At 71.4% G+C, this 24,750-nt stretch carries 26 protein-coding genes; 5 read left to right on the top strand and 21 right to left on the bottom strand.

Annotated features, from left to right (window positions below; all coding sequences use genetic code 11):
- Positions 1 to 86: 86 nt before the first annotated feature.
- The 5 genes from JYK18_RS14535 to proC all read right to left on the bottom strand — a co-directional run bounded on the left by JYK18_RS14535 (position 87) and on the right by proC (position 3,933).
- Positions 87 to 1,160 carry a lysophospholipid acyltransferase family protein gene (locus JYK18_RS14535; RefSeq protein WP_206802575.1) on the bottom strand — a complete coding sequence of 358 codons (1,074 nt, stop codon included), beginning with the start codon at positions 1,158 to 1,160 and terminating at the stop codon, positions 87 to 89.
- Positions 1,157 to 2,206: an NAD-dependent epimerase/dehydratase family protein gene (locus JYK18_RS14530; RefSeq protein ID WP_206802574.1), complete on the bottom strand. Its 1,050-nt coding sequence runs from the start codon at positions 2,204 to 2,206 to the stop codon at positions 1,157 to 1,159. Before JYK18_RS14530 ends, JYK18_RS14535 begins: the two co-directional genes overlap by 4 nt.
- 286 nt (positions 2,207 to 2,492) lie before the next feature.
- Positions 2,493 to 2,594 carry a 30S ribosomal protein bS22 gene (locus JYK18_RS14525; protein WP_017986394.1) on the bottom strand — a complete coding sequence of 34 codons (102 nt, stop codon included), beginning with the start codon at positions 2,592 to 2,594 and terminating at the stop codon, positions 2,493 to 2,495.
- Positions 2,595 to 2,712: 118 nt separating this feature from the next.
- Positions 2,713 to 2,931, bottom strand: coding sequence for a helix-turn-helix domain-containing protein (locus JYK18_RS14520; protein WP_153036187.1), 219 nt, complete (start codon positions 2,929 to 2,931; stop codon positions 2,713 to 2,715).
- 195 nt (positions 2,932 to 3,126) lie between these two features.
- Entirely contained in the window at positions 3,127 to 3,933 is an 807-nt protein-coding gene (proC, locus tag JYK18_RS14515) for a pyrroline-5-carboxylate reductase (protein ID WP_206802573.1), read from the bottom strand.
- Between the two features lie 365 nt (positions 3,934 to 4,298).
- Between proC and JYK18_RS14510 the strand changes: the two genes are divergently transcribed.
- Positions 4,299 to 5,060 carry a hypothetical protein gene (locus JYK18_RS14510; protein ID WP_307795910.1) on the top strand — a complete coding sequence of 254 codons (762 nt, stop codon included), beginning with the start codon at positions 4,299 to 4,301 and terminating at the stop codon, positions 5,058 to 5,060.
- Between the two features lie 118 nt (positions 5,061 to 5,178).
- Here JYK18_RS14510 and JYK18_RS14505 read toward each other — a convergent pair whose 3' ends face one another.
- The 8 genes from JYK18_RS14505 to JYK18_RS14470 all read right to left on the bottom strand — a co-directional run bounded on the left by JYK18_RS14505 (position 5,179) and on the right by JYK18_RS14470 (position 13,236).
- Positions 5,179 to 6,000, bottom strand: coding sequence for a thioesterase family protein (locus tag JYK18_RS14505; protein WP_206802571.1), 822 nt, complete (start codon positions 5,998 to 6,000; stop codon positions 5,179 to 5,181).
- A complete protein-coding gene (locus JYK18_RS14500) occupies positions 5,997 to 6,917 on the bottom strand; it encodes a proline dehydrogenase family protein (RefSeq protein WP_206802570.1) in 921 nt (306 codons plus the stop codon). Before JYK18_RS14500 ends, JYK18_RS14505 begins: the two co-directional genes overlap by 4 nt.
- A gap of 67 nt (positions 6,918 to 6,984) precedes the next feature.
- Positions 6,985 to 7,776: a sugar phosphate isomerase/epimerase family protein gene (locus JYK18_RS14495; protein ID WP_307795909.1), complete on the bottom strand. Its 792-nt coding sequence runs from the start codon at positions 7,774 to 7,776 to the stop codon at positions 6,985 to 6,987.
- A gap of 12 nt (positions 7,777 to 7,788) precedes the next feature.
- On the bottom strand, positions 7,789 to 9,306 hold the full coding sequence (locus JYK18_RS14490) for a hypothetical protein (RefSeq protein ID WP_206802569.1): 1,518 nt from the start codon (positions 9,304 to 9,306) through the stop codon (positions 7,789 to 7,791).
- Complete coding sequence (locus tag JYK18_RS14485) at positions 9,303 to 10,301, bottom strand: Ppx/GppA phosphatase family protein (protein ID WP_206802568.1); 999 nt, start codon at positions 10,299 to 10,301, stop codon at positions 9,303 to 9,305. Before JYK18_RS14485 ends, JYK18_RS14490 begins: the two co-directional genes overlap by 4 nt.
- A gap of 60 nt (positions 10,302 to 10,361) precedes the next feature.
- Positions 10,362 to 11,051, bottom strand: coding sequence for a response regulator transcription factor (locus JYK18_RS14480; RefSeq protein ID WP_153036193.1), 690 nt, complete (start codon positions 11,049 to 11,051; stop codon positions 10,362 to 10,364).
- Positions 11,048 to 12,277 carry a cell wall metabolism sensor histidine kinase WalK gene (locus JYK18_RS14475; protein WP_206802567.1) on the bottom strand — a complete coding sequence of 410 codons (1,230 nt, stop codon included), beginning with the start codon at positions 12,275 to 12,277 and terminating at the stop codon, positions 11,048 to 11,050. The genes JYK18_RS14480 and JYK18_RS14475 overlap by 4 nt, the downstream gene beginning before the upstream one ends.
- Before the next feature lie 107 nt (positions 12,278 to 12,384).
- On the bottom strand, positions 12,385 to 13,236 hold the full coding sequence (locus tag JYK18_RS14470) for an oxidoreductase (RefSeq protein ID WP_242579120.1): 852 nt from the start codon (positions 13,234 to 13,236) through the stop codon (positions 12,385 to 12,387).
- Between the two features lie 57 nt (positions 13,237 to 13,293).
- Here JYK18_RS14470 and JYK18_RS14465 point away from each other — a divergent pair, with 57 nt between their 5' ends.
- Both JYK18_RS14465 and JYK18_RS14460 read left to right on the top strand, forming a co-directional pair.
- Positions 13,294 to 13,929 carry a DNA-binding response regulator gene (locus JYK18_RS14465; protein ID WP_206804237.1) on the top strand — a complete coding sequence of 212 codons (636 nt, stop codon included), beginning with the start codon at positions 13,294 to 13,296 and terminating at the stop codon, positions 13,927 to 13,929.
- Between the two features lie 23 nt (positions 13,930 to 13,952).
- A complete protein-coding gene (locus JYK18_RS14460) occupies positions 13,953 to 14,819 on the top strand; it encodes a hypothetical protein (protein WP_206802565.1) in 867 nt (288 codons plus the stop codon).
- Here JYK18_RS14460 and JYK18_RS14455 read toward each other — a convergent pair.
- The 8 genes from JYK18_RS14455 to JYK18_RS14420 form a co-directional block, all read right to left on the bottom strand.
- Positions 14,816 to 15,727 (bottom strand): GNAT family N-acetyltransferase, encoded by a 912-nt coding sequence (locus JYK18_RS14455; protein ID WP_206802564.1) that lies wholly within the window; start codon positions 15,725 to 15,727, stop codon positions 14,816 to 14,818. The genes JYK18_RS14460 and JYK18_RS14455 overlap by 4 nt on opposite strands.
- A 180-nt stretch (positions 15,728 to 15,907) precedes the next feature.
- Positions 15,908 to 16,651 (bottom strand): phosphoglyceromutase, encoded by a 744-nt coding sequence (locus JYK18_RS14450; RefSeq protein WP_206804236.1) that lies wholly within the window; start codon positions 16,649 to 16,651, stop codon positions 15,908 to 15,910.
- 802 nt (positions 16,652 to 17,453) lie between these two features.
- Positions 17,454 to 18,362 (bottom strand): DUF4349 domain-containing protein, encoded by a 909-nt coding sequence (locus tag JYK18_RS14445; RefSeq protein WP_206802563.1) that lies wholly within the window; start codon positions 18,360 to 18,362, stop codon positions 17,454 to 17,456.
- Positions 18,363 to 18,417: 55 nt separating this feature from the next.
- The gene (locus tag JYK18_RS14440) at positions 18,418 to 18,930 is read right to left on the bottom strand and encodes a YbjN domain-containing protein (protein WP_206802562.1); all 513 of its coding nucleotides are present in this window, start codon (positions 18,928 to 18,930) and stop codon (positions 18,418 to 18,420) included.
- Positions 18,927 to 20,222 (bottom strand): D-inositol-3-phosphate glycosyltransferase, encoded by a 1,296-nt coding sequence (gene mshA, locus JYK18_RS14435; protein ID WP_206802561.1) that lies wholly within the window; start codon positions 20,220 to 20,222, stop codon positions 18,927 to 18,929. The genes JYK18_RS14440 and mshA overlap by 4 nt, the downstream gene beginning before the upstream one ends.
- A gap of 29 nt (positions 20,223 to 20,251) precedes the next feature.
- Positions 20,252 to 21,082: an alpha/beta fold hydrolase gene (locus tag JYK18_RS14430; RefSeq protein WP_206802560.1), complete on the bottom strand. Its 831-nt coding sequence runs from the start codon at positions 21,080 to 21,082 to the stop codon at positions 20,252 to 20,254.
- Between the two features lie 17 nt (positions 21,083 to 21,099).
- Complete coding sequence (locus JYK18_RS14425; protein WP_307795908.1) at positions 21,100 to 22,278, bottom strand: Ig-like domain-containing protein; 1,179 nt, start codon at positions 22,276 to 22,278, stop codon at positions 21,100 to 21,102.
- Positions 22,279 to 22,355: 77 nt separating this feature from the next.
- The gene (locus tag JYK18_RS14420) at positions 22,356 to 23,429 is read right to left on the bottom strand and encodes a UDP-N-acetylmuramate dehydrogenase (protein WP_206802559.1); all 1,074 of its coding nucleotides are present in this window, start codon (positions 23,427 to 23,429) and stop codon (positions 22,356 to 22,358) included.
- 25 nt (positions 23,430 to 23,454) lie between these two features.
- On the opposite strand from JYK18_RS14420, the gene JYK18_RS14415 reads away from it, so the two are divergent.
- Both JYK18_RS14415 and JYK18_RS14410 read left to right on the top strand, forming a co-directional pair.
- Positions 23,455 to 23,952: a DUF2505 domain-containing protein gene (locus JYK18_RS14415; RefSeq protein WP_206802558.1), complete on the top strand. Its 498-nt coding sequence runs from the start codon at positions 23,455 to 23,457 to the stop codon at positions 23,950 to 23,952.
- A complete protein-coding gene (locus tag JYK18_RS14410; RefSeq protein WP_206802557.1) occupies positions 23,934 to 24,734 on the top strand; it encodes a class I SAM-dependent methyltransferase in 801 nt (266 codons plus the stop codon). The genes JYK18_RS14415 and JYK18_RS14410 overlap by 19 nt, the downstream gene beginning before the upstream one ends.
- Positions 24,735 to 24,750: the final 16 nt, after the last annotated feature.

Genomic DNA, 24,750 nt, shown 5'->3' with positions numbered 1-24,750 from the left:
CATGAGGTGGAGATCCCGGAGCGAGAAGACGCCTGAGGTTCCGCCACCCGCACCGCCACGCAAGCCACGCCGAACTTTCCCGTAGCTCAGTCGCGGAAGATGCTGCGGCGTTGGGCCAGGCGGCGGTAGAGGGTGTGCTGGATCGACTCGCGGACCTGGTCGGTCAGGTTGAACACCAGCATCGGGTCGTCCTCGGCGTCCGGGCCGAACTGGTCGGTGCGGATCGGTTCGCCGAATTCGATGTGCCACTTCGTCGGCAGCGGGATCGCGCCCAGCGGCCCCAGCAGCGGGAAGAACGGCGTCACCGGGAAGTACGGCAGCCCCAGCAAGCGCGCCAGCGGCTTGATGTCGCCGATCTTCGGGTAGATCTCCTCGGCGCCCACGATCGAGCACGGGATGATCGGCACCCCGGCCCGCATCGCCGCCGAGACGAAGCCGCCGCGGCCGAAGCGCTGCAGCTTGTACCGCGAGGAGAACGGCTTCCCGATGCCCTTGAACCCCTCCGGCCACACGCCGACCAGCTCACCCGCGCGCAGCAGCCGCTCGGCGTCCGGGTTGCAGGCCAGCGTCTGCCCCGACTTGCGCGCCAGCGAACCCACCAGCGGCATGCGGAACACCAGGTCGGCGCCGAGCCCGCGCAGGTGCCGGTGCTCCGGGTGCTCGTCGTGCACCGCGACCGCGGTCATCAGCGCGTCCAGCGGGATGGTCCCCGAGTGGTTGCTGACCAGCAGCGCCCCGCCCTCGACCGGCAGGTTGTGCACCCCGTGCGTGCTGACCCGGAACCACTTCTCGTACAGCGCGCGGAACGGCGGCATCAGCAGCGCGTCGGTCAGCTCGGCGTCGAAGCCGAACTCGTCCACGGTGTAGTCGCCGGTGAGCCGGTTGCGCACGAACTTCAGCAGGGTGACCAGCGCATCGGGCAGTTCGGCCTCGGCAGGCACGACCGGTGCGGGCCGAGCCTTCGGGAACTGGACGACCGGCGCGTCGGCGAGCCCGGCCGCTTCCTCCGCGGCGCCCTCCGGCCGCGCACCCGCGGCCGGTGGCTCGGGGGCCTTCTCACGGCCCGGTCCGTGCAGCGGAATCACCTGCGCGCTCATGCTCGTGGTCACTTCCTGCGCCCTGCCTTCCCTTCTGTCCCTGACCCCGTCCGCGCGGCTCATCGCCCGCCGGCCTGACCGGTGGCGGCGGCGACGGCCACCTTGCCTGCCAGCTTGGCCAGCCGCGGGCCGTCGAGCACCGGCCGCAGCCCGCGCCCCTGCACGTAGTCGTCGAACGCCTCGCGGGTGGTCCACCGGGGCGTGTACCCGAACTCCCGCTTGAGCTTGGTGGTGTCCACCACGCGGCCGAAGTTCAGCAACCGCACCTGGTCGGCGGAGAAGTCCACCAGCTTCGCCCCGCGGAGCACCTTGCCGACCGACGGCACCACACCGCGCGGCATCGGCAACTCGACTCGGCCGGCTCGCCGGATCGCCTGCGAGAGGGTGAGTACCCCCTCGCTACCCACGTTGAACACCCCGGGTTTGTCCTCCAGCGTGGCCTGTTCCAGCACGGCCAGCGCGTCCGAGGAGTGCAGCAGCTGCATCCGCGCGTCGTAGCCGAGCACGGTCGGGACCACCGGGAGCGAGAAGTAGCGCGAGAGCACGGTGTCGACCTCGGGGCCGATCAGGTTGGTGAACCGCGCCATGGTGATGGTGATGTCCGGGCGGCGGCGCGAGAGCCCGCGCACGTACCCCTCCATCTCCACCGCGTCCTTGGCGTACCCGCTGCTGGAGGTGGGGATGAGCTCGGAGTCCTCGGTGAACACCGCCTGCGACCGCGAACTGGCGCCGTAGACCGCGGCGGTGGATTTCACCACCAGCTTGCGCACCTGCGGCGATCGCTGACACGCGGCGAGCAGGCGCATGGTGCCGATCACGTTCACCTCCTTGATCGCCGTCCGGCGGCCGGGGGCGGCCGGGTGGCAGGTGGTGGAGGCGTGCACCACGGTGTCGACCTGTGCGGTGCTGATCACCTTGGCGATCAGCGGGTTGCGGATGTCGGCGCGGACGAACTCGGCCCGGCCCATGCGCTGGAGCACGGACTTGGCCGGGGAGGTGGTGTCGACGCCGATCACGCGCTCGAAGTCGGGGTTGCTGCCGAGCCGGGCGAGCAGGCGCCCGCCGAGCTCTCCGCCGACTCCGGTGACGAGCACGATTCTGGACGGCATTCGGCCCCCTGGCGGGATTGTGCGGGCATCGGGTCTCTCGGGCGGGACAGCCGCAACTCCGGACGCTGTCACTCGGTGCGCGGCTGGTTACTCAAGACCGTATCGCGCTGACGCACCGGAGATGTTACCCCGCGACGAGCGGGCCGGAAGACCGTCTTACCAGCTGTTAACGCAGCTCAACCGATTCCGGGGATGGACCACACTAATGGCGGCGGCCCGCCCGGCTGAGCCGGACGGGCCGTTCGCTGCGTTGGTCACGCAGCCGATGGAACCTGTGGTTCGCCGCTCACTTGCCCTGCTTGCGACGCTGCATCCGCGTGCGGCGCAACAGCTTGCGGTGCTTCTTCTTGGACATGCGCTTGCGGCGCTTCTTGATGACCGAGCCCACAGGTGCTCCTTAACCTCTCGTCAGTGATCACCCGGCCCGGCGCGGCGTGCAGCGCAACAGGACGAGCGGCCTACTAGGTTACCGGTGGCCGCGCGGCCACCGGTCGGCGGGGGAGGTGTCATCCCACGTCGTAGTAGGCGCTGTCCAGGTATTCGTGCACCGACTTCTCCGGCACCCGGAACGACTTCCCGACCCTGACGGCCGGGAGTTCGCCCGAGTGCACGAGCCGGTAGACGGTCATCTTGGAGACCCGCATCAGCGTGGCCACCTCGGCAACCGTCAGGAACTGGACCTGGCGTGGTGGTGTCAGGTCCTCTTGTTTCTTCTTCGTCGGCATAGTCACCGCGTCCTTCGACACGTGTCGCGCCGCGCGGCTTCCCCACCGGCGGTACCGACACGCACGTGCTTCTAGCGAGGGTAGCGGGACAGGTGAGACTAATGCGACGCCTGTCACCGGAAATGGCCCCAACCAGGCCCGATATCGCCAGGATTCCCCCGTTTGCTGGCCAGCCACCTGGGGGAACGGGGGCGGTCAGTCGTGTGCCTTGCCCAATTCCACCGACCGGTCGCGGGCCGCTTCGATGGCCGCGAGCAGCGCCGCGCGGACGCCGTGGTTCTCCAGTTCGCGGATCGCGTTGATCGTGGTGCCCGCCGGTGAGGTGACCGCCTCACGCAGGGTGACCGGGTGCTCGCCCGTCTCGGCGAGCATCTTCGCCGCGCCGACGGCCGACTGCACGATGAGCTTCTCCGAGATGTTGCGCGGGAGGCCGAGCAGGATGCCCGCATCGATCATGGCCTCGACCAGGAAGAAGAAGTACGCCGGGCCGGAACCGGAGAGCGCGGTGACCGCGTCCTGCTGCGACTCGGGCACGCGCACCACGCTGCCGACGCAGGTGAGCAGCTCTTCGACGAGCGCCAAGTGGTCGGCGGTGGCGTACCGACCGGGTGAAATCGCGCTCATCGCCTCGCCGACCACCATCGGGGTGTTCGGCATCACCCGGACGACTGGGGTGCCCTCGGCCAGGCGGCGCTCGTAGAGGGCGGTCGGCAGGCCCGCGCACAGCGAGACGACCAGCGTCTCGGGGCGCAGGAGCGGCCCCAGCTCGTCGAGCAACGGCTCGATGTCCTGCGGCTTGACCGCGACGATCAGCACGTCGGCGAGCTTCGCGGCCTCGGGCACGTCGACGCCGCGCACGCCGTAGCGGCGGGTCAGCTCGTCGACGCGCTCCGGGTAGCGCTCGGTGAACAGCAGCTCGTCGGGCCTGCGCCCGCCGTGCAACAGCCCCGACAGAAGGGCCTCGCCGATCTTTCCCGCCCCGAGCACCGCGATGACAGCCATACCCGATTATCACCGGCCCGCCCGGCCGCGCACCGCCCCGGGCCTCCTCCGCCCCCACCCCCGGTTGATTGCTATGAGTGGGGCATTACTTGCAATCAACGCAAGTAATGCCCCACTCATAGCAATCGATCCGGAACTGTCGGTGTTGACGGGCAGGATCCGGCCGCATGAGCCGTCTACCGCATTCAACCGAGTCCTACCTGCGCAAACACGCCAGGTACGGAGTAATCCGCGCCGCCGAACTGCGGTGCTTGGCCGTGCCAGAGAGCACCACGTACCGACGTTGCCAGCCCGGTGGTCCGTGGACGCATCTCTTACCCGGAATCGTGCTGCTCGCCAGAGCCAGTCCAACCCCGCGACAACGCGTGGAAGCGGCATTGCTGCACGCCGAGGGGCACGGGATCGTGACCGGGTTCGAGGCTGCCCGCCGGTACGGCCTGCGGAACGTGCCCACCAGCAGCGAAATCCACCTCTTGCTGCCGGCCACCCAGCAAGTGCGCAGCTCTGGTTTCGCGTTCGTCGAACGCACCATCCACCCGCCCGAACCAAGGTGGATCGACGGCATCCCGCTCGCGCCCCCAGCTCGCGCGGTGCTCGACGGCGTAAGACGCGTGCGCAAGCGGGATCCGGTCCTCGCACTGCTGATCGAGGCAGTCCGCACCGGCCTCTGCTCACGCTCTGAGCTCTGCGCGGAACTCGAGACGGGCAGCCGCCGGGGCACCGCCCTCCCGCGTGCACTGCTGAAACTCCTCGACGAGGACGTCCGCTCGGTGCCCGAGGCCACGGCGGCCACGATCTGGCGCCGTGCCGGATTACCACCGGCCAGGCTCAACACTCCGCTCTTCGATCTCACCGGTGAATGCGTCGCCATGCCCGACCTGTGGTGCGATGAGGTCGGTCTCGCCTGGGAGATCGACTCGTTCGAACATCACTACCAGCACGCCGACTACCGCCAGACGCTTGCGCGCAACGCGCGTTATACGAGCCTGGGCATCGTCTTCCTGCAGACATTGCCCAGCCGGTTGACAGCAGAGCCGGGCGAGGTGGTCAAGGAACTTCGCGCTGCCTACGAGGTCGCGAAGAAGCGCCCACGCCCGCAGATCATGCTCCAGCTACCCGCCTCATAACGGGCTCTGCCGGAGGTCCAATGCTATGAGTGGGGCATTACTTGCGTTGAATGCAAGTAATGCCCCACTCATAGCATTCAGCTGGGCGCGGTCGGCATGGGTGTAGCACGGGCGGTGGTCAGCTGCCGGGGGCCAGCGCCAGCTGGCGCGCCTGGCAGATCAGGCGACCCGCCGAGTCGATCACCGTGGCGTCCGAGTCGAACCAGGACTCGTGGATCGAGCGGCAGTCGACCTGGACGCGGAGCCAGCCGGGCGCGGGGCGGCACCGGACCAGTGCGGTCAGCTGCACCGTCGGCGCCCACCCCATCCGGCCCACGTTGAACACCACCGGCGGGTTCACGTCCCCGGCGAGCAGCGCGAAGAACGGGTCCGGCTGCCCGGCCCTCGGCCGGACCCACAGCCGGATCCTCGGCGCGTCCGCGGTCCGCCCCGCCAGGTACCCCACGGTCGACGGGTCGAGCCGCACGTCGCAGGCCTTCGCCAGGTTGAACGCGCCTTCGGCGGTGTTGCCGCCGATCTGGATCGCGCCGGGCGGCGGTTCGGCGGGCACCGGCGGCACGTCCGTCCACTCCGGACGCCGGACGGGCAGCCGCCCGGTGGTCACCCTGGCCTCGACGCAACTGCGCCCGCGCTGCTCCAGCCGCACCCCGATCACCGTGGCGCGACGGCCCAGCTTGTGCAGCTCGGTGCGCAGCAGCACCGGCCCGATGGCGGGCGGGTGCAGGAACTCGGCCGAGACCACCAGCGGTTCCGCCTGCGACTCCCCGCGTTCGCCGAGCGCCGCCTGCGCGGCCCTGGCCAGCAGCGCCAGCAGGAACCCGCCGTGCGGGTGGGTGCCGATCGACCACTCCGGCCGCAGATCGGCGGTGAACGTGCCGTCGCCCAGCGAGCGGACCGAAATCGCCGCGCCGAACGGCACGGCCTCTTCTGCTGCGCTCACGAACGGCTGGCCAGCGCGCGCAGGAAGAAGCTCAGGTTCGCCGGGCGCTCGGCCAGGCGCCGCATCAGGTAGCCGTACCACTGCTCCCCGAACGGGACGTACACCCGCACGGTCTCCCCCTCCCCGGCCAGCCGGCGCTGCTCGTCCGGCCGGATCCCGTACAACATCTGGAACTCGTAGCTGCCCTGCTTGCGCCCGTACCAGCGCGCCCGCTCGCCGAGGATGTCCACCAGCCTCGGGTCGTGGGTGGCGAACATCGGGTAACCCTCGCCGGCCAGCAGCGCGTTCGCCGCCCGCACGTAGCTCAGGTCCACCTCGTGCGCGGTGGCGAAGGCCACGGACTCCGGTTCCGCGTAGGCCCCCTTGCACAACCGGACGCGGGAACCGGCGAGCGCCACCGCGTCCGCCTCGGTCCGGTGCAGGTACGACTGCAGCACCGCCCCCACCCACGGCCAGGTGCGGCGCAGCTCCGCGACCGTGGCCAGGGTGGCGTCGGTGGTGGTGTGGTCCTCCATGTCGAGGGTCACCGTGGTGCCGCACTGCTCGGCCGCCGCGCAGATCCGGTAGGCGTTGTCCATGGTCAGCCGCTCGGACAGCTTCTGCCCCACCGCCGACAGCTTGACGCTCACCTCCGCGTGCGGCGCCAGCCCCTCGCCGTGCAGCTGGTCGAGCAGGGTCAGGTAGGTCCGCACGGTGCGCTCGGCCTGCTCGGCGTCGGTGGTGTCCTCGCCGAGGTAGTCCAGGGTGGCGGTGAGCCCGTCCGAGGCGAGCGCACGCACCGCCTCGACCGCCCGCGCGCAGCTCTCCCCGGCGACGAAGCGGTCGACCACCGACCGCGTACCCGGTGCGGTGGCCACGAGCCGGCGCAGGCGGTCGTTGCCTGCGGCGGCGAGGATCGTTGATCGCACGGGGTTCACGCCCGGAACTTTACGTGTTCGCCGTCCCGAAACCGAGTCAGCCCGAGACAAAAATGATCTTGGTTCGTTACTGCCCGAGGTGCAGGCGCGCGTACAGCAGCGCTTCGGCGAGGTCCTTGACCCGGCGGGACCGCTCCCCGGCGCGGCGGGTGTTGATCTCCAGCACCACCTGCCCGGCGAACCCGCTGCCGCGCAGCAGTTCCAGCACCTCCGCGCACGGCTGCCCGCCGTGGCCGGGCACCAGGTGCTCGTCCTTCGGCAGGCCGGTGCCGTCGGCCAGGTGCAGGTGGACCAGGCCCGCGCCCATGCGCTCGGCCAGCGCGATCGGGTCCATCCCGGCGGCCGCGGTGTGCGACAGGTCGAGCGTGTAGTGGCGGTAGCCGACGTCGGTCGGGTCGATCGACGGCCGGAACGCGGACACCCGCGCGTCCCGGTTCCGGCCCGGCGGCCGGACCTTGAACATGTTCTCCACCGCGATCGCCACCCCGCTGCGGTCCTCCAGCTCGGCGACCAGGTCGGCGAAGCCGTCGCCGTAGCGGCGCTGCCAGCGGAACGGCGGGTGCACCACCACGGTGGCGGCGCCCAGCTCCTCGGCCGCCTCCACGCTCCGGCGCAACCGGACCACCGGATCGGGTGACCACACGCGCTGGGTGATCAGCAGCGACGGCGAGTGCACCGACAGCACCGGCATCCCGGTGCGCTTCGACCACTTCCGCAGCTCGCCGACGTCCTGGCTGATCGGATCGGCCCAGACCATCACCTCGACCCCGTCGTAACCGAGGTCGGCGGCGAGCTCGAACCCGGCGCCGGCTTTCAGCGGCCAGACCGAGGCGGTGGACAGGCCGATCGGAGTGCTCACGCGGGCATGGTCCTACTTGGACAGCAGGAGCAGTGCGGCGGGGCTCACCGTGACCACCAGGCCGACCAGCACCGCGAGCACGGTGGTCTGCATGTCGTCGGCCCGGCGGATCTTCCGGACGATCCACACCAGCGCCACGATCACCAGCAGCGCGGCGATCAGCGCGGCGGCCGGGATCCGGCCCCACAGCCAGTTGAAACCCAGCCAGACGCCGGCCCCGCCGATCACGCCGAGCGCCAGCTGCGCGCCCATGACCAGCCACTGCTTGCCCGGCGACGCCTCGTCCTCGGGCAGTTCGTCGACCCCGGCGACCCCGTCGTACGGGTCGTCCAGTTCGGCGAAGTCGCCGTCCTCGGCGTCGAGCTCGGTGTCGAACCCGTCGTCGTAGCCGGGCCCGCGGTCCCGCCGCGGCGGGGCGTCGAAGTCGTCGGCGTAGGCGGGACCGCCCAGTTCGCCGGCGACCGGCCGCTGCACGGCTTCGAAGTCACCGGTGCTGAACCGGCCCGAGGCGAACTGACCGCTGGCGTACGGGTCGCCGGGCGGCCCGTCCATCGGGTCGTCCACCGGCGTCATCGCGGCCTGGGTGTCCTCCAGGCGCGCCTCTTCCCGGCGCTGGCGCCAGCCGGCCAGCCCGGCGGGCGGCTCGTCGGGCTCGGGCTCCGGTTCCGGCGGCTGGGCGGGCCTCGGGTTGAACCCGCTCTGGTAACCGCTGGCGTACCCGCTCGCGTAACCGCTGTTGTACCCGCTGGGCGGGCCGTTGTCCGGCTCGTCGGGCACCACCGGGATCTGCTCGGTGTGCTCCTCGCGCTTCGGCGGCGTGGGCCGGCGCACCGGGCCACCACGGCGGCGCGGCGCCCGCGGCGGCACCGGGTACCCGCCGGTCGGCGGCGGACCGGCCTCCGGCTCGGCGGGCGGCGCCTCGGCGTCGGAGTCGAGGCCGTCCAGGCGCGCCGAGAGCGCGCCGGGCGGCGGTGCGGCGGGGGGTGGTGGCTGCTGGCGGCGGCCTCGTGGCGGGACCCGCCGGGTGGGCGGGTCGACCGGGTTCTCGGCCGCGGGGGCGCCATGCCGCGAGCGGGGCGCGCGAGCGGGCGGCTCGTCCTGGGGCCGGGGCAGCGCGCCGGACTCCTGCTGCGGACGCGGCAGCGCCCCGGAGTCCTGCGCGGGCCGCGCGAAGGCCCCCGATTCCTGCGGACGCGCCTCCTGCTGGGGGCGCGGCATGGCGCCCGAGTCCTGCTGCGGCCGCGGGAACGCGCCCGACTCCTGCCGCGGCGGCCGGGGCAGCGCGCCGGAGTCGTGTCGCGAGCCCGACCGGCGCGGGGTGCCGTTGCGCCGGTTCGCCGGGGGCGGGGTGTCGCCCTGGACGCGCTCGATGATCGCCTGCGGAGCGGTGTCGCTGATGTCGCGCCGGGGAGTCTCCTCCTCGTCGTCGGCACGCCGACGACGGCGGCGTGAGCCGCCCTGTGCACCGTGTTGGGCGAGCAGTTCGGCCACCGTCTTCTGGGGCTGCTCGCCACCGCTGTCTTGGGTCATCCCTTCCACCGTGCCTGTCGCCCGTCGTCGAAGTCCAGTCCCCGTCCGCCCAGTGCAGTGTCCTCGGCCCCGTTGGAATGGTCCAGCCGCCGCAGGATCACTCCCTCCCGCAACGCCCACGGGCAGATCTCGAGTTCCGGCAGTGACAAAGCTCGCATGGCGGCCTGTGCCACCAGCGCGCCGCCCACCAGCTGGTGGGAACGGCTGCCGCTGACCCCCTCGAGCTGGGCCAGGTCGGCCGCGGTCATCCGCGAGATGAACGAGATCAACTGCCGCAGCGCGGTGTCGGTGAGCGCGCGGCGGACCCGGGGTCCGTCCGCCGACGGTGCCGCACCGGTCAGCCGGGCCAGTGAGCGGAAGGTCTTCGAAGTCGCCACCACCCGATCGGGTAGCCCCTGCTTGGCCACCTTCTTCGCCAGCCCGGCCAGTTGCTCCTCCAGCCAGGCCGAGGTGGCGATCAGCTCGGACCGGCTCGGCGGGTCGTGCTTGAACCGCGTCCTGGTGATCCGCCCGGCGCCCAGCGGCAGCGACTCGGCCAGCTCCGGCTCCTCGTCCATGCCCATCGCGACCTCGAGCGAGCCACCGCCGATGTCCAGCACCAGCAGCTTGCCCGCCGACCAGCCGAACCACCGGCGGACCGCGAGAAAGGTCAGCCGCGCCTCGTCCACCCCGGAGAGCACCTGCAGGTCGACCCCGGTTTCCTCGGTGACCTTGCGGAGCACCTTCGCCGAGTTCTTCGCCTCCCGCACGGCCGAGGTGGCGAACGCCATCACCTCGGCGCAGCCCAGCCGCGCGGCCGCCGCCTTGGCCGACTCCACCGCCCGGACCAGGTCGTCCCCGCCCGCCTTGCTCAGTTCACCGGAGCCGGTGATCTGCTCGGCCAGCCGCAGGACGGTCTTCTCGGAGTGCATCGGCAGCGGGTGCGCACCACGGTGCGCGTCCACCACGAGCAGGTGGACGGTGTTGGAACCGACGTCGAGGACCCCAAGGCGCACGGGGGTAAACGGTACCCGGCTGAGCAGACCCGCTGGTCGGCAACCGAGATTAAACCGAGATCATGACTCGAACTTGTAGCCGAGACCACGCACCGTGACCAGGTGCCTCGGCGAGCCCGGGTCCGGCTCGATCTTCGACCGCAGCCGCTTGACGTGCACGTCCAGGGTTTTGGTGTCCCCGACGTAATCCGCGCCCCACACCCGGTCGATCAGCTGGCCGCGGGTGAGCACCCGGCCCACGTTGCGCAGCAGGTACTCGAGCAGGTCGAACTCCTTGAGCGGCAGCGAGACGTCCGCGCCGTCGACGGTCACCACGTGCCGTTCGACGTCCATCCGCACCGGACCGGCCGCCAGCACCAGCGGGGCCAGCTCGCCGTCGGTGCCCGGCTCACCACCGCGCCGCAGCACCGCGCGCACGCGGGCGATCAGCTCGCGGGCCGAGTACGGCTTGGTCACGTAGTCGTCGGCGCCCAGCTCCAGGCCGACCACCTTGTCGATCTCGCTGTCGCGCGCGGTCACCATGATCACCGGCACACCGGAGCGCTGGCGCAGCTGCTTGCACACGTCGGTCCCGCTCATGCCCGGCAGCATCAGGTCGAGCAGCACGATGTCGGCGCCGTTGCGGTCGAACTCCTCCAGCGCCTGCTGGCCGGTGGTGGCCACCGCGGCGGTGAAGCCCTCCTTGCGCAGCAGGAAGGCCAGCGGATCGGCGAAGGACTCCTCGTCCTCGACGATGAGCACCCTGGTCACAACTGTCCTCCATGATCGGTGACGTCCTGGGCAACCACGAGGCGGGGAGTCCGCTCGGGGGGCATGTCGGCGCGGGTGGCCGCGGCCGGAGCACCGGCGCCGCGGCCGTTCTCCGGCAGGTGCGCGGGTATGCGCAGGGTGAACGTGGAGCCGGTTCCCGGGCTGCTCCACAGGCGCACGTCGCCGCCGTGGTTGGCGGCGACGTGCTTGACGATGGCGAGGCCGAGCCCGGTCCCGCCGGTGGCCCGCGAGCGCGCCTTGTCGGCGCGGTAGAAGCGTTCGAACACGCGTTGCTGGTCGGCTTCCTCGATGCCGATGCCGCGGTCGGTCACCGCGATCTCGACCGCGCCGTCGACCAGCCGCCTGCTCACCGAGACCGGGCTGCCCGGCGAGGAGTAGTTGATCGCGTTCTCCAGCAGGTTGGACAACGCGGTGACCAGCAGCGTGCGGTCGCCCTCGATGAGCAGCGAGCTGGGCTGGTCGGTGGTCACCGCGATCTCCGAGGACTCGGCCGAGAGCCGGACCCGGCCGAGCGCCTCGCGCACCACCGCGTCCACCTCGACCACGTTCAGGTCGGGCAGCCGCTCGGCGCCCTGCAGCCGCGACAGCGCGATCAGCTCGGTGACCAGCTGGCCCAGCCGCGTCGACTCCCGCAGGATCTTGCCGCCGAACCGGCGGACCTCCTCGGTGTCCTCCGCCGCGTCGAGCACGGCCTCGGTGAGCAGCGCGATCGCACCGACCGGGGTCTTGAGCTCGTGGCTGACGTTGGCCACGAAGTCCCGCCGGGTGGCTTCCAGGCGGACCGCGTCCGAGTGGTCCACCGCCTCGACCACGGTGAACCCGTCCCCGAGCGGGCGGAGCACGCCGAGCACCGCCTCCGGCTGGCGACCCCTGGTCTCCAGCGGGGACAGGTCGATCTCCATCGGGTCGTCGGTCTCGACCACCTGCTCGGCGGCCTTGCGCGCCCTGGCGTCGGCGCGGTTGTCCCGGACCAGGCCCAGCTCCTCGGCCCGCGGGTTGTGCAGCACCATGTCGCCGAAGCGGTTCAGCACCACCACGCCGTTGGTCGAGGAGTGGATCAGCCGGGACAGCAGTTCGGCCACGGTGGGGCCGACCGGCCGTCGGCGCTCGGTTCGACGGCGGCGCAGCGAGGCCGCCAGGAAACCGGCTACCGCGCCGACCACCAGTGCACCGATGGCCAGAGCGAGTGAAGCGGGCACGGTCACGGGGGAATCGTAAGCAGTCAGGTGGCCGTTTGGCCTAGTCCTGGCTGCCTGGTCGTGACGCCCGTGACACCTTTGGGCGGTTTGTTCGCGCGCGCGTCAGTGCGTGTTCACGCATTCGTAGCCGAATTCAGTCGGCCGAGTTCCTCCGATGTGAGTTCGAGGCTCCCGGCCGCCACGTTTTCGGCGAGATGCGTGACGCTGCCGGTGCCCGGAATGGCCAGTACGTTCGGCGACCGGTGCAGGGTCCACGCGAGCAGGACCTGCGCCTCGGTCACCCCGTGCGCGGCGGCGACCGCGGCCACCGCCCCGTCCGGGGCTCCGTCCTGCACGGAGAAGAACGGGACGAAGGCGATTCCGGCTTCGGCACAGGTGTCCAGCAGCGCGTCGTCGTCCCGTTTGGACAGTCCGTACCAGTTCTGCACGGCGGTCACCGGGGCGATCGCGGTGGCCTCGGCCAGGTGCTCCGGTCCGACGTTGGAGATGCCGAGGTGCCGGATCAGGCCCCGCTCGCGCAGGTCCGCGAGCACGCCGAACCGCTCGGCGAGCGAGCCGGAACCGCGGTCGAGCGCGTTGCCGATCCGCAGGTACACCAGGTCGAGCTCGTCGCGGCCGAGTTCACGCAGGTTCTGCTCGACCTGCGCGCGCAACTGGTCGGGACGGGCCTCGGGCTGGTGCTCACCGGCCGCGTTCCGGCTGGGGCCGACCTTCGTGGCGATCACCAGGTCGTCGGAGTAGGGGGCGAGGGCCCGCTTGATCAGGTCGTTGGCGGCGACCGCGCCGTGGAAGTAGAAGGCGGCCGTGTCGATGTGGTCGACGCCGAGTTCGACGGCCCGGCGCAGCACGGCGATGCCCTGCTCGGGGTCGCGTTCGGCGCCGTTCGGGCCGAGCGCCAGCCGCATCGCGCCGAAGCCGAGCCGGTGCACGAGCTTGTCACCGAGTTTCCAGGTGGAGTTGGTCATGGCTCCAGCCTTCGCGGTCATCGTTATTTCATCCACCATCGGCAACTTGCTGCCAGAATCGAACTCGTGATCACCGTGGTCAAGGGTGAGGAAGAACTGTTCGCGCGAACCGCGCACCTGTTCGCGAGCGCGACCGAGGTCGCCTGCGCGGCGGCCGATCTGCGCACCTTCGCCGTGTCCCAGCGGCCCCCGGTCACCGCCGCGGACCACCGGGGCAAGCGGGTCCGCAAGATCTACCGGCCGCCGGTGCTGCTGGAACCCGTCGCCGCCACGCACCTCGAGCAGCTGGTCGGCATGGGCGCGGACATCCGGATCAGCGCGGACGAGATCAACGAGACGATCATCCTGGACCGGCGGGTGGTCATCCTGGCGGGCGACCTGGTCGCCGGCACGCGCTCCTACAGCGTGCTGACCGCCGAGGAGACCGTGCAGGGCGTGGTGTCGCTGTTCGAGGCGGCCTGGCGCGGCGCGACCGAGCTGGCCGTGTACGACGCGCGGGTGGCGGAGATCCGGGTGCTGGCGCCGCGCATCCTCGACATGCTGGCGTCGGGGTGCAAGGACGAGACCGCGGCCCGCTCGCTCGGGCTGGGCCTGCGGACCTACCGCCGCCGGGTGGCCGAACTGATGACCGCGCTGGGGGCCACTTCGCGCTTCCAGGCCGGGGTCCGAGCGGGAGAACTGGGGTTGCTGTGAGGGTTTGGCCCGTTCTGTGCCTGGTGGTGCTGGTGGGATGCGCGCAGGCGGTGCCCGGCGCGCCCGCGCTGCCGCCGGTGTCGTCGAACCTGGCGCTGGTCGACGTCGTGGCCACCAATGACGTGCTGACTGCGTCGAGGACCGCGATCGAGGCCGTGTTCAGCTTCGACCCGGCGAATCCGGGCGCGCAGGCCGACGCCGCCGCGAAGCACCTGACCGGCGGCGCGCGCACGCAGGTGGAGAGCACGCTCGGCCAGGTGCGCCAGGCGGGCGTCAAGGCCACCACCACCGTGCGCGAGGCCGCGGTGGCCGAGCTGACCCCGGCCTCGGCGAAGGTGCTGATGATGCTCGACCAGACCAGCACCCGGCCGGGCTCCGCCGCGTCGAGCACCGGTGGCGCGGCGGTGCTGGTGACGGCCCAGCGCGAGGGCACCACCTGGCGCGCCGCCGACATCGTGGTCAACCCGGCGCTCCCGCCGGTACCGGCGTCGCCGGGCGGCCCGGTGGCCGACGCCCGTGACTCCGCGCTGGCCGCGGCCCGCTCCGGCCTGGTCACCTTCATGTCCGTGGACAGCAACGACGTCGACGGCTGGTTCAGCGGCCAGCTGGCCATCGCCACCGACCCGCTGCTCTCGGAACTCCGCGCCGGGCAGCAGGGGGCCGCCGCCGCGGTGCGGCAGCAGGGCACGAAGGTCACCGTCGCGCCGGACGCGGCGGTCGCGGCGAAGTCGGCCACCCCGGACCTGGTGGTCGGACTGGCGGTGGTGAAGACCTCGGTGACCAGCACCGCCAGTCCGCAACCGGCCGAGCGGGTGGACCGGGTGGCGTTCGAGCTGGCGCGGCAGCCCGACGGCTGGAAGTTCCGCGCCCTGTCGATCCTGCCCGGTTAGCCCGGCCACTCCAGCACGGCGCGTTCCTGCGAAACCGGGTACCCGGCGCGCTCGAACGCGGCGGCCATCGGCTTGTTGCCCAGGTCGGTGGCCGCCAGCACGGTGGTCTCGCCGTGTTCGACGAGCACGTGCGTGCACTCCACCAGCAGGTCGTAGCCGTAGCCGTGGCCGCGGTGCTCGGGCACCACGCCGATGATGCCGACCACCGCGCCCGAGTAGTTGCGGCCCGGCACGGTGATGCCGACCAGGTCGCCGTCGGGGGTGAAGGCCAGCCGCCACCACTCGCGCGGGGACGGCAGCCAGCGCAGGAACTCCAGCTCTTCGTCGGCGGCCTGCTTCAGGCCGCCCTGGGCGATGGCGCGCTGTGCGTGGGCGTCCAGCGTGCCCTCGTGGGTGCGCATGAACGCGGCGTGGATCACGTCGTCGTCCGGTTCGGGCCGGAAGACGAGGCGGCCCGGCCGCTCGGGCAGGCCGTCGTCGAGGGTCCAGGTGTAGCGGAACCGGTCGACCAGCTGCCGCATCCCGGCCGCCAGCGCGGCGTCGATGCGGGTCTGCCTGGCGGCCACGACCTCGGGCCGTTCCCGCCAGTCGGCGGGGAGCGCCAGCTCGTACTCGGCGCGGAACCCGGCGGCGCGCAGCACCGCCACCCCGGCGTCGAAGTCGGTGAAGTCGAACCAGTCCAGTGCTACCGGCTCGGTGTCCTCGGGGCCACCCCACCAGGCGGCGCGGGCGACCACGCGGCCTTCGCGGAGGGCGACCCAGGTCCAGTCGGGCCGGTACTCACCCTTGGCCCACATCTCGGCGAAGTCCCGGCCGAAGATGCCGAACCCGACCAGCTGAGGCAGGTCCAGGGTGTCGAACAGAGAACCTTCGCCCGCGGTGAGCGGGCGGATGACCAGATCGGTCAAGGTGGTTGCCTTTCAGGAGCGGTGGGGGAAACACGCTCCCGGTCAGCAATCGGCAAGCTGACGACGCCCGGTGGCGGCGGGAGCGGCAAACAGGTTCACGTTCATCGCTCACACCTCTTCCTCGTCCCAGCGGGCGTCACGGACACCGTATCCCGATGTCCGTGACGTCCGTCAAGCTTTTTATCGCCCTTGGTTGGCCACGGCGGCCGCGGCTTCCTTGGCGGCTTCGGGATCGAGGTAGGTGCCGCCGGGGTTGATCGGCTTCAGGTCCTCGGTCAGGTCGTAGCGCAGCGGGATGCCGGTCGGGATGTTCAGCCCGGCGATGTCCGCGTCGGAGATCCCGTCGAGGTGCTTGACCAGTGCACGCAGCGAGTTGCCGTGCGCGGCGACCAGCACGGTCTTGCCCGCGCGCAGGTCCGGCACGATGTCGGACTCCCAGTACGGGATGAACCGCTCGACCACGTCCTTGAGGCATTCGGTCAGCGGGGCGTCGATGCCGGCGTAGCGCGGCTCGCCCGCCTGGCTGAACTCGTCCCCGGGCTCGATCGGGGGCGGCGGGGTGTCGTACGAGCGGCGCCAGAGCATGAACTGCTCCTCGCCGAACTCGTCCAGGGTTTGCTTCTTGTTCTTGCCCTGGAGCGCGCCGTAGTGGCGCTCGTTGAGGCGCCAGTCCCGGCGGACCGGGATCCAGTGCCGGTCGGCGGCGTCGAGCGCGAGGTTCGCGGTCGAGATCGCGCGGCGGAGCAGCGAGGTGTGCACGAGGTCGGGCAGCAGCCCCGCCTCGGCGAGCAGTTCGCCGCCGCGCTTCGCCTCCGCGGCGCCCTGCTCGGACAGCGGCACGTCCACCCAGCCGGTGAACAGGTTTTCCGCATTCCACGTGCTCTGCCCGTGTCGGAGGAGCACCAAGGTCCCTAGATCGGCCATGGTGGTCAGCCTGCCAGCCGCGCGCCCGGCGGGTGTGGTCGGGTGCGGGGTGAACAGGGTTCTACCCACAGTGCGTTACCGCCGGGTAGGAGTATCACCCGAATGCTGGTAGTGACACGCAAGTCAGCATTCGGTTGGCCAGCGAACTGCGCTCAGTTAGCCCCAACGGCAGATTTCACTCGAATGGAGTAGCCAGTAGTCTTGTGATTACAGACCTGCTTCTGCCAAGTTGGCTATCGACTCGCTCGGCCGGATCCACGCACTCCCCGGCCTGAGCGAGCTAGGACGCAGCTCGTCTCCCCCCTGCCGAGCTGCGGCCCGCCGGCCCCGTTGGCACCCCCCTCGTCACCGGGTCCAGAAGCGGCGGGAACGTTAAGCGGGGCGGCTCGAGTTCGCGACTCCCCCCTCCCTCGAGCCGTCCCGCCTTTCCCCGGGGGACTTCGTGGCTGCGCCACTTCGCCCCCGGCGGCGGGACGGCGTGCCGGTAGCGGGGGGCCGAGCCCCCCCGGACCCCCACGGTGCGAGCTCCTCGTCTTGGCGAGCGCTGGGCACGTTGTGGGGGAACCAGCGCGGCCCTTGCGGTGGATCGTTCGCGGCTTCGCCGCATCACTGGGTGCCTGCCGGGTTCGCCCTCGGGACGGGAGCTGGGCTGCCACGGGACAGGACCTCGCGGCCACAAACGGGAAACGTTCGCGGCTTCGCCGCATCACTCGGCACGGCGGGAGTTCTGTTGTCAAGGCATCTTTCCCGCCTTGACAACAGAACTCCCGCCGTAGTCACACTGAAAAACCGGGATGGCCCCTCACCCCTCAACCCCCTCCGACGGCGCAGCAGCCCGCCGCTTCAGCACGTACCGGATCGCGAAGTACAACGGCACCCCCAGCAGCACCGCGAACGGCAGCACCGCCCCCAGCACCGTCAGCAACCCGCCCCCGAAATCCAGGAACGCGTCCCAGCCGCCCGCCAGCCCCCCGACGAAACCGCGGTCCTCCTCCACCGTCGGCGGACCGCCCGGCACCATGCTGACGTTCAGTGAAATGGTCGACATAGCCACGCTCCCCGCCAATGCCTGTTGCCGCGCCTGCAAGGACTCCAGCTCCGCTTCCCGCGAAGTCAGCTCCCGCTCCACCGAGGTGATCTCGCTGATGGAGCTCGCCTGCCCGAGCAGCGCCCGGACCCGTTCCACGCTCGCGCGCTGGTTGTTCAGCCGCGATTCGACGTCCACCACCTCTTCGGTGACGTCCTTCGTCTGCAGCTCCCGCCGCAGCACCTTCTCGCCGGTGCCCGCCAGATCCGACAGCACCTGGTCCAGCCGCTCCGCGGGCACCACGATGCTCAGCGAGGCCGACCGCTCGTCGGTGCGCTCCTGGCCGGTGTAACCACCCGCGCCGGTCGCGATCTGCGCGGCCTTCTGCACCGTCACGGCCACATCACCCGAGCTGAGCGACAACGTCGCCGTGCGCACCAGCTTCCGGTCGGTGATCGCCACCGCCTGGCCCGGCGGCACCCCGGCGTCCCCGGCGGGCGCGCTTTCGCTCTGCTGCTGCGGTTTCGAAGCCCCCTTCTCCGTCCCCTTGTCGGGCGCCGCGTTCGGCGCGGCCACCTCCGGCGCCGCGGCACCGCTCGACGCACCCTTCTCCTCGGCGGTGCACCCGCCCAGCACGATGGCCCCCAGCACGAGCGCCGCTACCGCAAAACGTCTCTGTCCCATGCGCTTCATGGGCGAGTAGACGGAGAACGGCCTCAGGACAGTTGCACGCCCGGCATCACGAATCCATCACCGGCCCGGTCGACGCCGATTCCGGCTGCATCAGGTGCTTGAACGCCTCGAGGTTCGCCAGCGACTCGCCCCGCGAGACGCGCCAGTCCCACTCCCGCCGGATCGAGGTGGCGAAACCGATCTCCAGCAACGTGTTGAAGTCGCCGTCGGCGGCCTCCAGCACCTGGCCGAGGATCTTGTCCAGTTCGGCCTCGGTGACCGCGTCCAGCGCCAGCCTGCCGACCAGGTAGATGTCGCCGATGGCGTCCACCGTGTAGTGCACCGAGTACAGCTTCGCGTTGCGGCGCAACAGATAGCGGTAAACCTCTTCATGCGCCTCGTCCGGCCGTCGGCAGACGAACGCCTCCACCGAGAACGCGTGCTCCCCGGCCACCAGCCAGCAGTTCGTCTGCAGCTTCTTGGTCCCGGGCAGGGTGACGAAGTACCGCCCCTCGCCCTTGCGCTCGTACTTCAGTTCCGCCGCGTCCAAAGTGGACCGGATCACACCGTCCACGGTCAAACCGCCACCTCCGTCCGGAACGCGCTGAACGACGCCGCCGCCTCGGCGTAGGCGTCCAGCAGCGCGTCGGTGGTGCGCCGCCAGGAAAAGCGGCGCGCGTGCTGCACGGCGTTCGCCGCCAGTTCCCCGCGTCGTCCCGGCTTCAGCGCGACCGAAGCCAGCGCACCGGCCCAGTCCCGCGCGCGGTGCGTCGGCACCAGCAGCCCGGAGACGCCGTGCGCCACCGCCACCGGCAACCCGCCGACCTCCGCCGCGACCACCGGGGTCCCGCACGCCTGCGCCTCGAGCGCCACCAGCCCGAACGACTCGTTGTAACTGGGCACGGCTACCACATCGGCCGCCCGGTAAACATCCACGAGCGCCGGACCGGGTTGCGGTGGCAGGAACCGCGTCTGCCGGTCGATACCGAGCGTGACGGCCAGCTCCTTGAGCGCCTGCGGCTGCTCCAGCCCGCTGCCCGACGGCCCGCCGACGATCAGCACCACCAGCTTCTCCGCCAGCGACGGATCGCGCCGCACCATCGCCGCGGCCGCGTGCAGCAGCACGTCCGGGGCCTTCAGCGGCTGGATCCGGCCCGCGAAGGCGAGCACGACCGCGTCCGGCGGCAGGCCCAGCGCGGCCCGCGCGGCGGATTTCGATCCCGGGGTGAAGCGGTCCAGGTCCACGCCCGGCGAAACGGTGTGCACGGCCTGCGGCGCGGCGTCGTACAGGCCGACCAGCTCGCGGGCCTCGACCGCGGTGTTCGCCACCAGCCGGTCGGCCTCGGCGACGATCTGCTCCTCGCCGATCACCCGCGTCCGCGGCTCCGGGGTGTCGCCGTCGGCGAGCGCGGCGTTCTTCACCTTGGCCAGCGTGTGCGCGGTGTGCACCAGCGGCACGCCCCACCGGTCGCGCGCGAGCCAGCCGACCTGCCCGGACAGCCAGTAGTGCGAGTGGATGACGTCGTAGTGACCCGGCTCGTGGAAGGCCTCGGTGCGCAGCACGCCGGAGGTGAACGCGCACAGCTGCGCGGGCAGTTCGTCGCGGCCGAGCGGCTCGAACGGCCCGGCGGGCACGTGCCGCACCAGCACGCCCGGCACCAGCTCGGCCACCGGCGGCTGGTCGGAGGAGGTGGCGCGGGTGAACACCTCCACGCTGATCCCGCGGCGCGCCATCTCGGTGGCGGTCTGGCTGACGTACACGTTCATCCCGCCGGCGTCACCGGTGCCCGGCTGCTCCAGCGGCGAGGTGTGCACCGACAGCACCGCAACCCGGCGTGGCCAGCGGGTGGCCCTGTGCAACGAGACCGTCACGTGGTCGCTCCTTGTTCACTCCGCGCAGCTCAGTGGGCGAATCGCTCGCCGGCGAACTGCGCGAGCGCGGAGTTGAACTCCGCGGCGGCCTCGACGAACGGGAGATGCCCTGTCCCTGGCATCCAACGCGTCCGGGCCCCCGCAATCTTCCCGGCGGCGTACTCCCCGGCGGAGAGATCCACCACTTGGTCCTCCACGCCGTGCACCACCAGCGCGGGCACGTCCAGCCCGCCGAGCACCACCGAGCTGTCCACGTCCCGGCGGAACAGCGCCGCGCGCACCGCGGGCGGCACCGACAGGCTGGTGCCGAGCAGCGACTGCGCCAGCGGGCCGTCGACCGGCCGCGAGGACATCCCGGCGCACAACGCGGTCAGCGCGGGCACCGCCTCGGCCGGGTCGTCGGACAACGCCGCGGGCAGCGCACCCCGCATCGCCGGGCCGGTCTTCCCGCCGGGCCTGCCGCGCCCGATCTCGGTGATCGCCCCGGCCAGCACGATGCCCGCCACGTTGGTGGTGCCGTGCACCCGCAGGTAGTCGGTGATCACCAGGCCGCCGTAGGACCAGCCGACCAGCAGCACCGGCGCGCCCGCCCCGGCGAAGTCGATCACCGCGGCCAGGTCCTCGGCCCAGGCCCGCGGGTCGTCGTAGCCGAGCGCGGGCACATCGGAACCCCCGTGCCCGCGCAGGTCCATACCGACCAGCCGGTACCGGCCGCTGAGCCCCGGATCGGCCAGCTGCGGGGACCAGGCCAGCGAAGACTGGGCCCAGCCGTGCACAAAAACGATGGCCGAGGCGTTCGCCGCACCCGCTACCCGCAGGCTGAGCCGCACACCACCGGCACCGACTACTTCGGTGAGCAAGGCTGGCTCCCGAGAACCTAGATGGCCGACTTGGACTGCCAAGTCTTCCAGTCGAGCAGCCAGTCCATCACATCGGAGGTGGTCGGCATGCTCGCCTTGGAGCCGGTGATCTCCACCGGGTCGCCGATCAGCGCCGAGTCGAAGTAGGCCTTGGCGTCCGCTTCGAGCAGGTTCACGCAGCCGTGCGAGGTGTTGGCCTTGCCGATGTTGCCGCGGTTCTCCTCGTTCTCGTGGATGAACTCGCCGTGGTTGGAGATGCGGCAGCACCACTTCTTCTTGACGTTGGTGTAGCCGTAGCGCGCGTTGTCGAAGATCGAGGTGGGTTCCTTGGTCATCACGATCAGCGTGCCGTTCGGCGTGTTCAGGTTCGGGTCGGCGTCCTTGCCGTTGCTGCACGGGTAGCTCGCGTGCTCGGCGCCGTTCCGGTAGACCTTCATCACGTGGTCGGGGGTGTTCACCTTGACCACCTGGTTGCGGCCGATCTTGAACTTGGTGGTCACGTCGGCCTTGGCGTAGACGCCCTTGCCCAGGTCCACCCCGTACAGCTTGGCGCTGACCTCGACCTCGGTGCCGGCCGGCCAGTACTCCTTCGGCCGCCAGTTGACCTGCCGGTCGGACAGCCAGGCCCAGGCGCCCTCGACCTCCTTCGAGGTCTTCACCTCCAGCGCGGCCTGCGCGGCCTTGCGGTCGCCGACCGCGGCCTCGAACTTCACGCTGATCGGCATGCCGACGCCCACCTCGGCGTCGTCACCGGGGTTCAGCGTGGCGCGGATCACCTTGGCCGGCTTGACCGTGTCGAACTTGCCCGCCAGCTCGACCGGCTTGCCGTCGCTGCCCGCCGCCTTCGCCGCGTAGGTGTAGGACTTGCCGTAACCGAGCTGCTCGGTGCTGGTCCAGACGGTCTTCTCCGGGTTGAGCCCGCCTTCGAGCTCCTTGCCCTCCGGATTGGTCACCTTGACCTCGGTGAGCGTGCCGTCGGTGACCTTGACCGTCACCGGCTTGGCCACCGGCGCGTCCTTGGCGTCCACGGCGGGTTCGGCGGTGACCACGGCCTTGGGCGGCTCGGGCGCCTGCGCCTCGCCACCGCCCGGATTGGTACCGCCGCCCTCGTCCCCGGAGCAGGCGGCCAGCGCGATGGGCGACAGCACCACCGGAGTCACCATCGCCGCCCGCAGAACCGTCCGCCGTTCGAACACCGCACACCTCCATGTCCCCGATGAAGCACTCGCCCCCTAGACGCCGCCGACCCGTCGCCGGTTGCTTGCGGCCCAGGTCACAGGCCGCAGTTGATCAAGAGCGGCTCCGGGTGGAGTTCCACGCCGAAGCGGTTTTCAACCCCGTCGCGGACCTCGCGCGCCAGTTCCAGCAAGTCGGCCGTGGTCGCCGAACCGCGGTTGGTCAGCGCCAGGGTGTGCTTGGTGGACAACGAAACCCGGCCACCCGCACCCTGGTGACCCTTGCCGAACCCGGCCCGTTCGATCAACCACGCGGCGGACAGCTTCACCCCATTGTCGGCGGGGTACTGCGGCACCGGCACGTCGTCGCCGACCACCTCGCCGATCCGCGCCAGCACCGCGGCCACGCGGGCCTCCGGCAGGATCGGGTTGGTGAAGAAGGAGCCGGCGCTCCAGGTGTCGTGGTCGGCCGGATCGAGCACCATGCCCTTGCCGCGCCGCAGGTCGAGCACCGCGTCGCGGACCGACGCGGTGGGCACCCGCGCGCCGATCTCCACGTCGAGCCGCTTGGCCAGCTCGGCGTACCGGATCGGGCTGGACAGGCCGTCGCCGTGCAGGTCGACGTCGATGGAGAGCACCACGCCGTGGTCGGTGCCCTTGAGCACACTGGTGCGGTAGCCGAGCCGGAGCTGCTCCTTGACCAGCGTGCGCACCTCGCCCATCCGCCGGTCGTACAGGCGCACCGAGCGCAGCAGGTCGCCGATCTCGAACCCGTAGGCGCCGACGTTCTGGATCGGCGTGGCGCCGACCAGACCGGGGATGCCGGACAGGCACTCCAGCCCGCCGAGGCCCTCGCGCACGGTCCACTCGACGAACTCGTCCCAGTTCTCGCCGGCTTCGGCGGTCACCCGCACGATCGGCCCGTCCTGGCTGAGGCTGCGGCCCTTGGTGGAGATCTTGAGCACGGCGCCGTCGAAGCCCTCGTCGGCGACCACCAGGTTGGAGCCGCCCCCGAGCAGCAGCAGCGGTTCGCCGCCGTCGTCCGCGGCACGCACCTTGGCGACCAGATCGTCGCTGGTGGTGGCCTCGTCGAAGCGGACGGCCGGGCCCCCGAGGCGCAACGTGGTGTGCTCGCGCAGGGCCGCTTGGGCGGGAGATCGGAGAGTGCTCACGCCCTTGAACGGTACTGTCCCGCTCATGGCATCCCGTATCGAGCACCGCGCGGAGTTCGCGCAGGACGTGCACGAGGTCTACGACGCGCAGTCCGCCGAAGAGGTGCTGCGGGCCCGCCTCGAGCTGCTGGGCGGCAAGCACGCCGGGCTGCCGGAGCACTCGGCCGACGAGCACCGCGCGGCCTACAAGCTGGTGCAGGGCATCGGCGCGGACCAGCTGCCGTCGGCCGTGCGGGCCCTCCACAAGGGTGATCTGATCGTCCACCGCGAACAGGTGTGGGAGCGGTCCGGCGACGGGTACACCGGCTCGGCGAAGGCCACCGTGGACGGCGTGCCCGGCGAGATCACCGCGCGCACCGAGCTGGTGCCGAACGGCACCGGCGCGACGTTGGTCACCAGCGGTGAGGTCAAGGTCCGCATCCCGCTGGTCGGCGCCAAGCTGGAGCAGGTGATCGCCGAGCAGGTGACCCGGCTGCTGGTGCGGGAAGCGGAGTTCACCGCCAAGTGGCTCGCGGACGGCTGACCCACCCCGTCGGCGCGCCGACCAGGGGGACCACCAATCCGAACCGCCTGCGCCGGATCGATCGCTGGCTGACCGGCACGCCCGCGATCGGGGCCGTGCTGCGAGCGGCCGACGACCCGCTGGTGGTCGATCTCGGTTACGGCGCGTCACCGGTGACCACGGTCGAACTGGCCCACCGGCTGCGTTCGGTGTGCCCCGGCGTGCGCGTGCTGGGGCTCGAACTGGATCCCGAGCGGGTGGCCGCGGCGGCACCCGCCGCCGATCCGCCGTGGCTGGAGTTCCGGCGCGGCGGGTTCGAACTGGCCGGGGCGCGACCGGTGCTGGTCCGGGCGTTCAACGTGCTGCGGCAGTACGCCGAGCACGAGGTCGAGGCGGCCTGGCGGAGCGTGCTGGACCGGCTCGCGCCCGGTGGACTGCTGGTCGAGGGCACCTGTGACGAGATCGGCCGCCGGTGCGCGTGGATCACCCTGGCCGTGGACGGGCCGCGCACGCTGACGCTGTCGTGCCGCGCGGAGAGCCTCGACCGGCCGTCCGGGATCGCCGAGCGGCTGCCGAAGTCGCTGATCCACCGCAACGTGCCGGGTGAACCGGTGCACGAGTTCCTCACGGTGTTCGACGCCTGCTGGGACACCGCGGCCGGGCACCAGGCCTTCGGCGCGCGGGCGCGGTGGGCCGAGGCGGTCCGCCTGCTGGCCGACCGGGGCTGGCCGGTGCTCGACCGGCACCCGCGCTGGCGGCTCGGCGAGGTGACCGTGCCCTATTCGAGCGTCGCCCCACGCTGAGTGTTCATCCCGATCA

It is taken from the genome of Amycolatopsis sp. 195334CR (genome assembly GCF_017309385.1).
In the GTDB taxonomy this organism is placed as follows: domain Bacteria; phylum Actinomycetota; class Actinomycetes; order Mycobacteriales; family Pseudonocardiaceae; genus Amycolatopsis.
The sequence above is the reverse complement of the archived record's forward strand: the minus strand, read 5'-3'. Positions and strand labels throughout refer to the sequence as shown.

What these genes read in the sequence shown, in the direction of transcription:
- JYK18_RS14470 (WP_242579120.1), bottom strand. Translation starts at nt 13,236, where the DNA reads ATGACCAACTCCACCTGGAAACTCGGTGACAAGCTCGTGCACCGGCTC.
- JYK18_RS14490 (WP_206802569.1), bottom strand. Translation starts at nt 9,306, where the DNA reads ATGACCCAAGACAGCGGTGGCGAGCAGCCCCAGAAGACGGTGGCCGAA.
- JYK18_RS14530 (WP_206802574.1), bottom strand. Translation starts at nt 2,206, where the DNA reads ATGCCGTCCAGAATCGTGCTCGTCACCGGAGTCGGCGGAGAGCTCGGC.
- JYK18_RS14450 (WP_206804236.1), bottom strand. Translation starts at nt 16,651, where the DNA reads ATGGCCGATCTAGGGACCTTGGTGCTCCTCCGACACGGGCAGAGCACG.
- JYK18_RS14445 (WP_206802563.1), bottom strand. Translation starts at nt 18,362, where the DNA reads ATGGGACAGAGACGTTTTGCGGTAGCGGCGCTCGTGCTGGGGGCCATC.
- JYK18_RS14535 (WP_206802575.1), bottom strand. Translation starts at nt 1,160, where the DNA reads ATGAGCCGCGCGGACGGGGTCAGGGACAGAAGGGAAGGCAGGGCGCAG.
- JYK18_RS14415 (WP_206802558.1), top strand. Translation starts at nt 23,455, where the DNA reads ATGGCATCCCGTATCGAGCACCGCGCGGAGTTCGCGCAGGACGTGCAC.
- JYK18_RS14520 (WP_153036187.1), bottom strand. Translation starts at nt 2,931, where the DNA reads ATGCCGACGAAGAAGAAACAAGAGGACCTGACACCACCACGCCAGGTC.
- proC (WP_206802573.1), bottom strand. Translation starts at nt 3,933, where the DNA reads ATGGCTGTCATCGCGGTGCTCGGGGCGGGAAAGATCGGCGAGGCCCTT.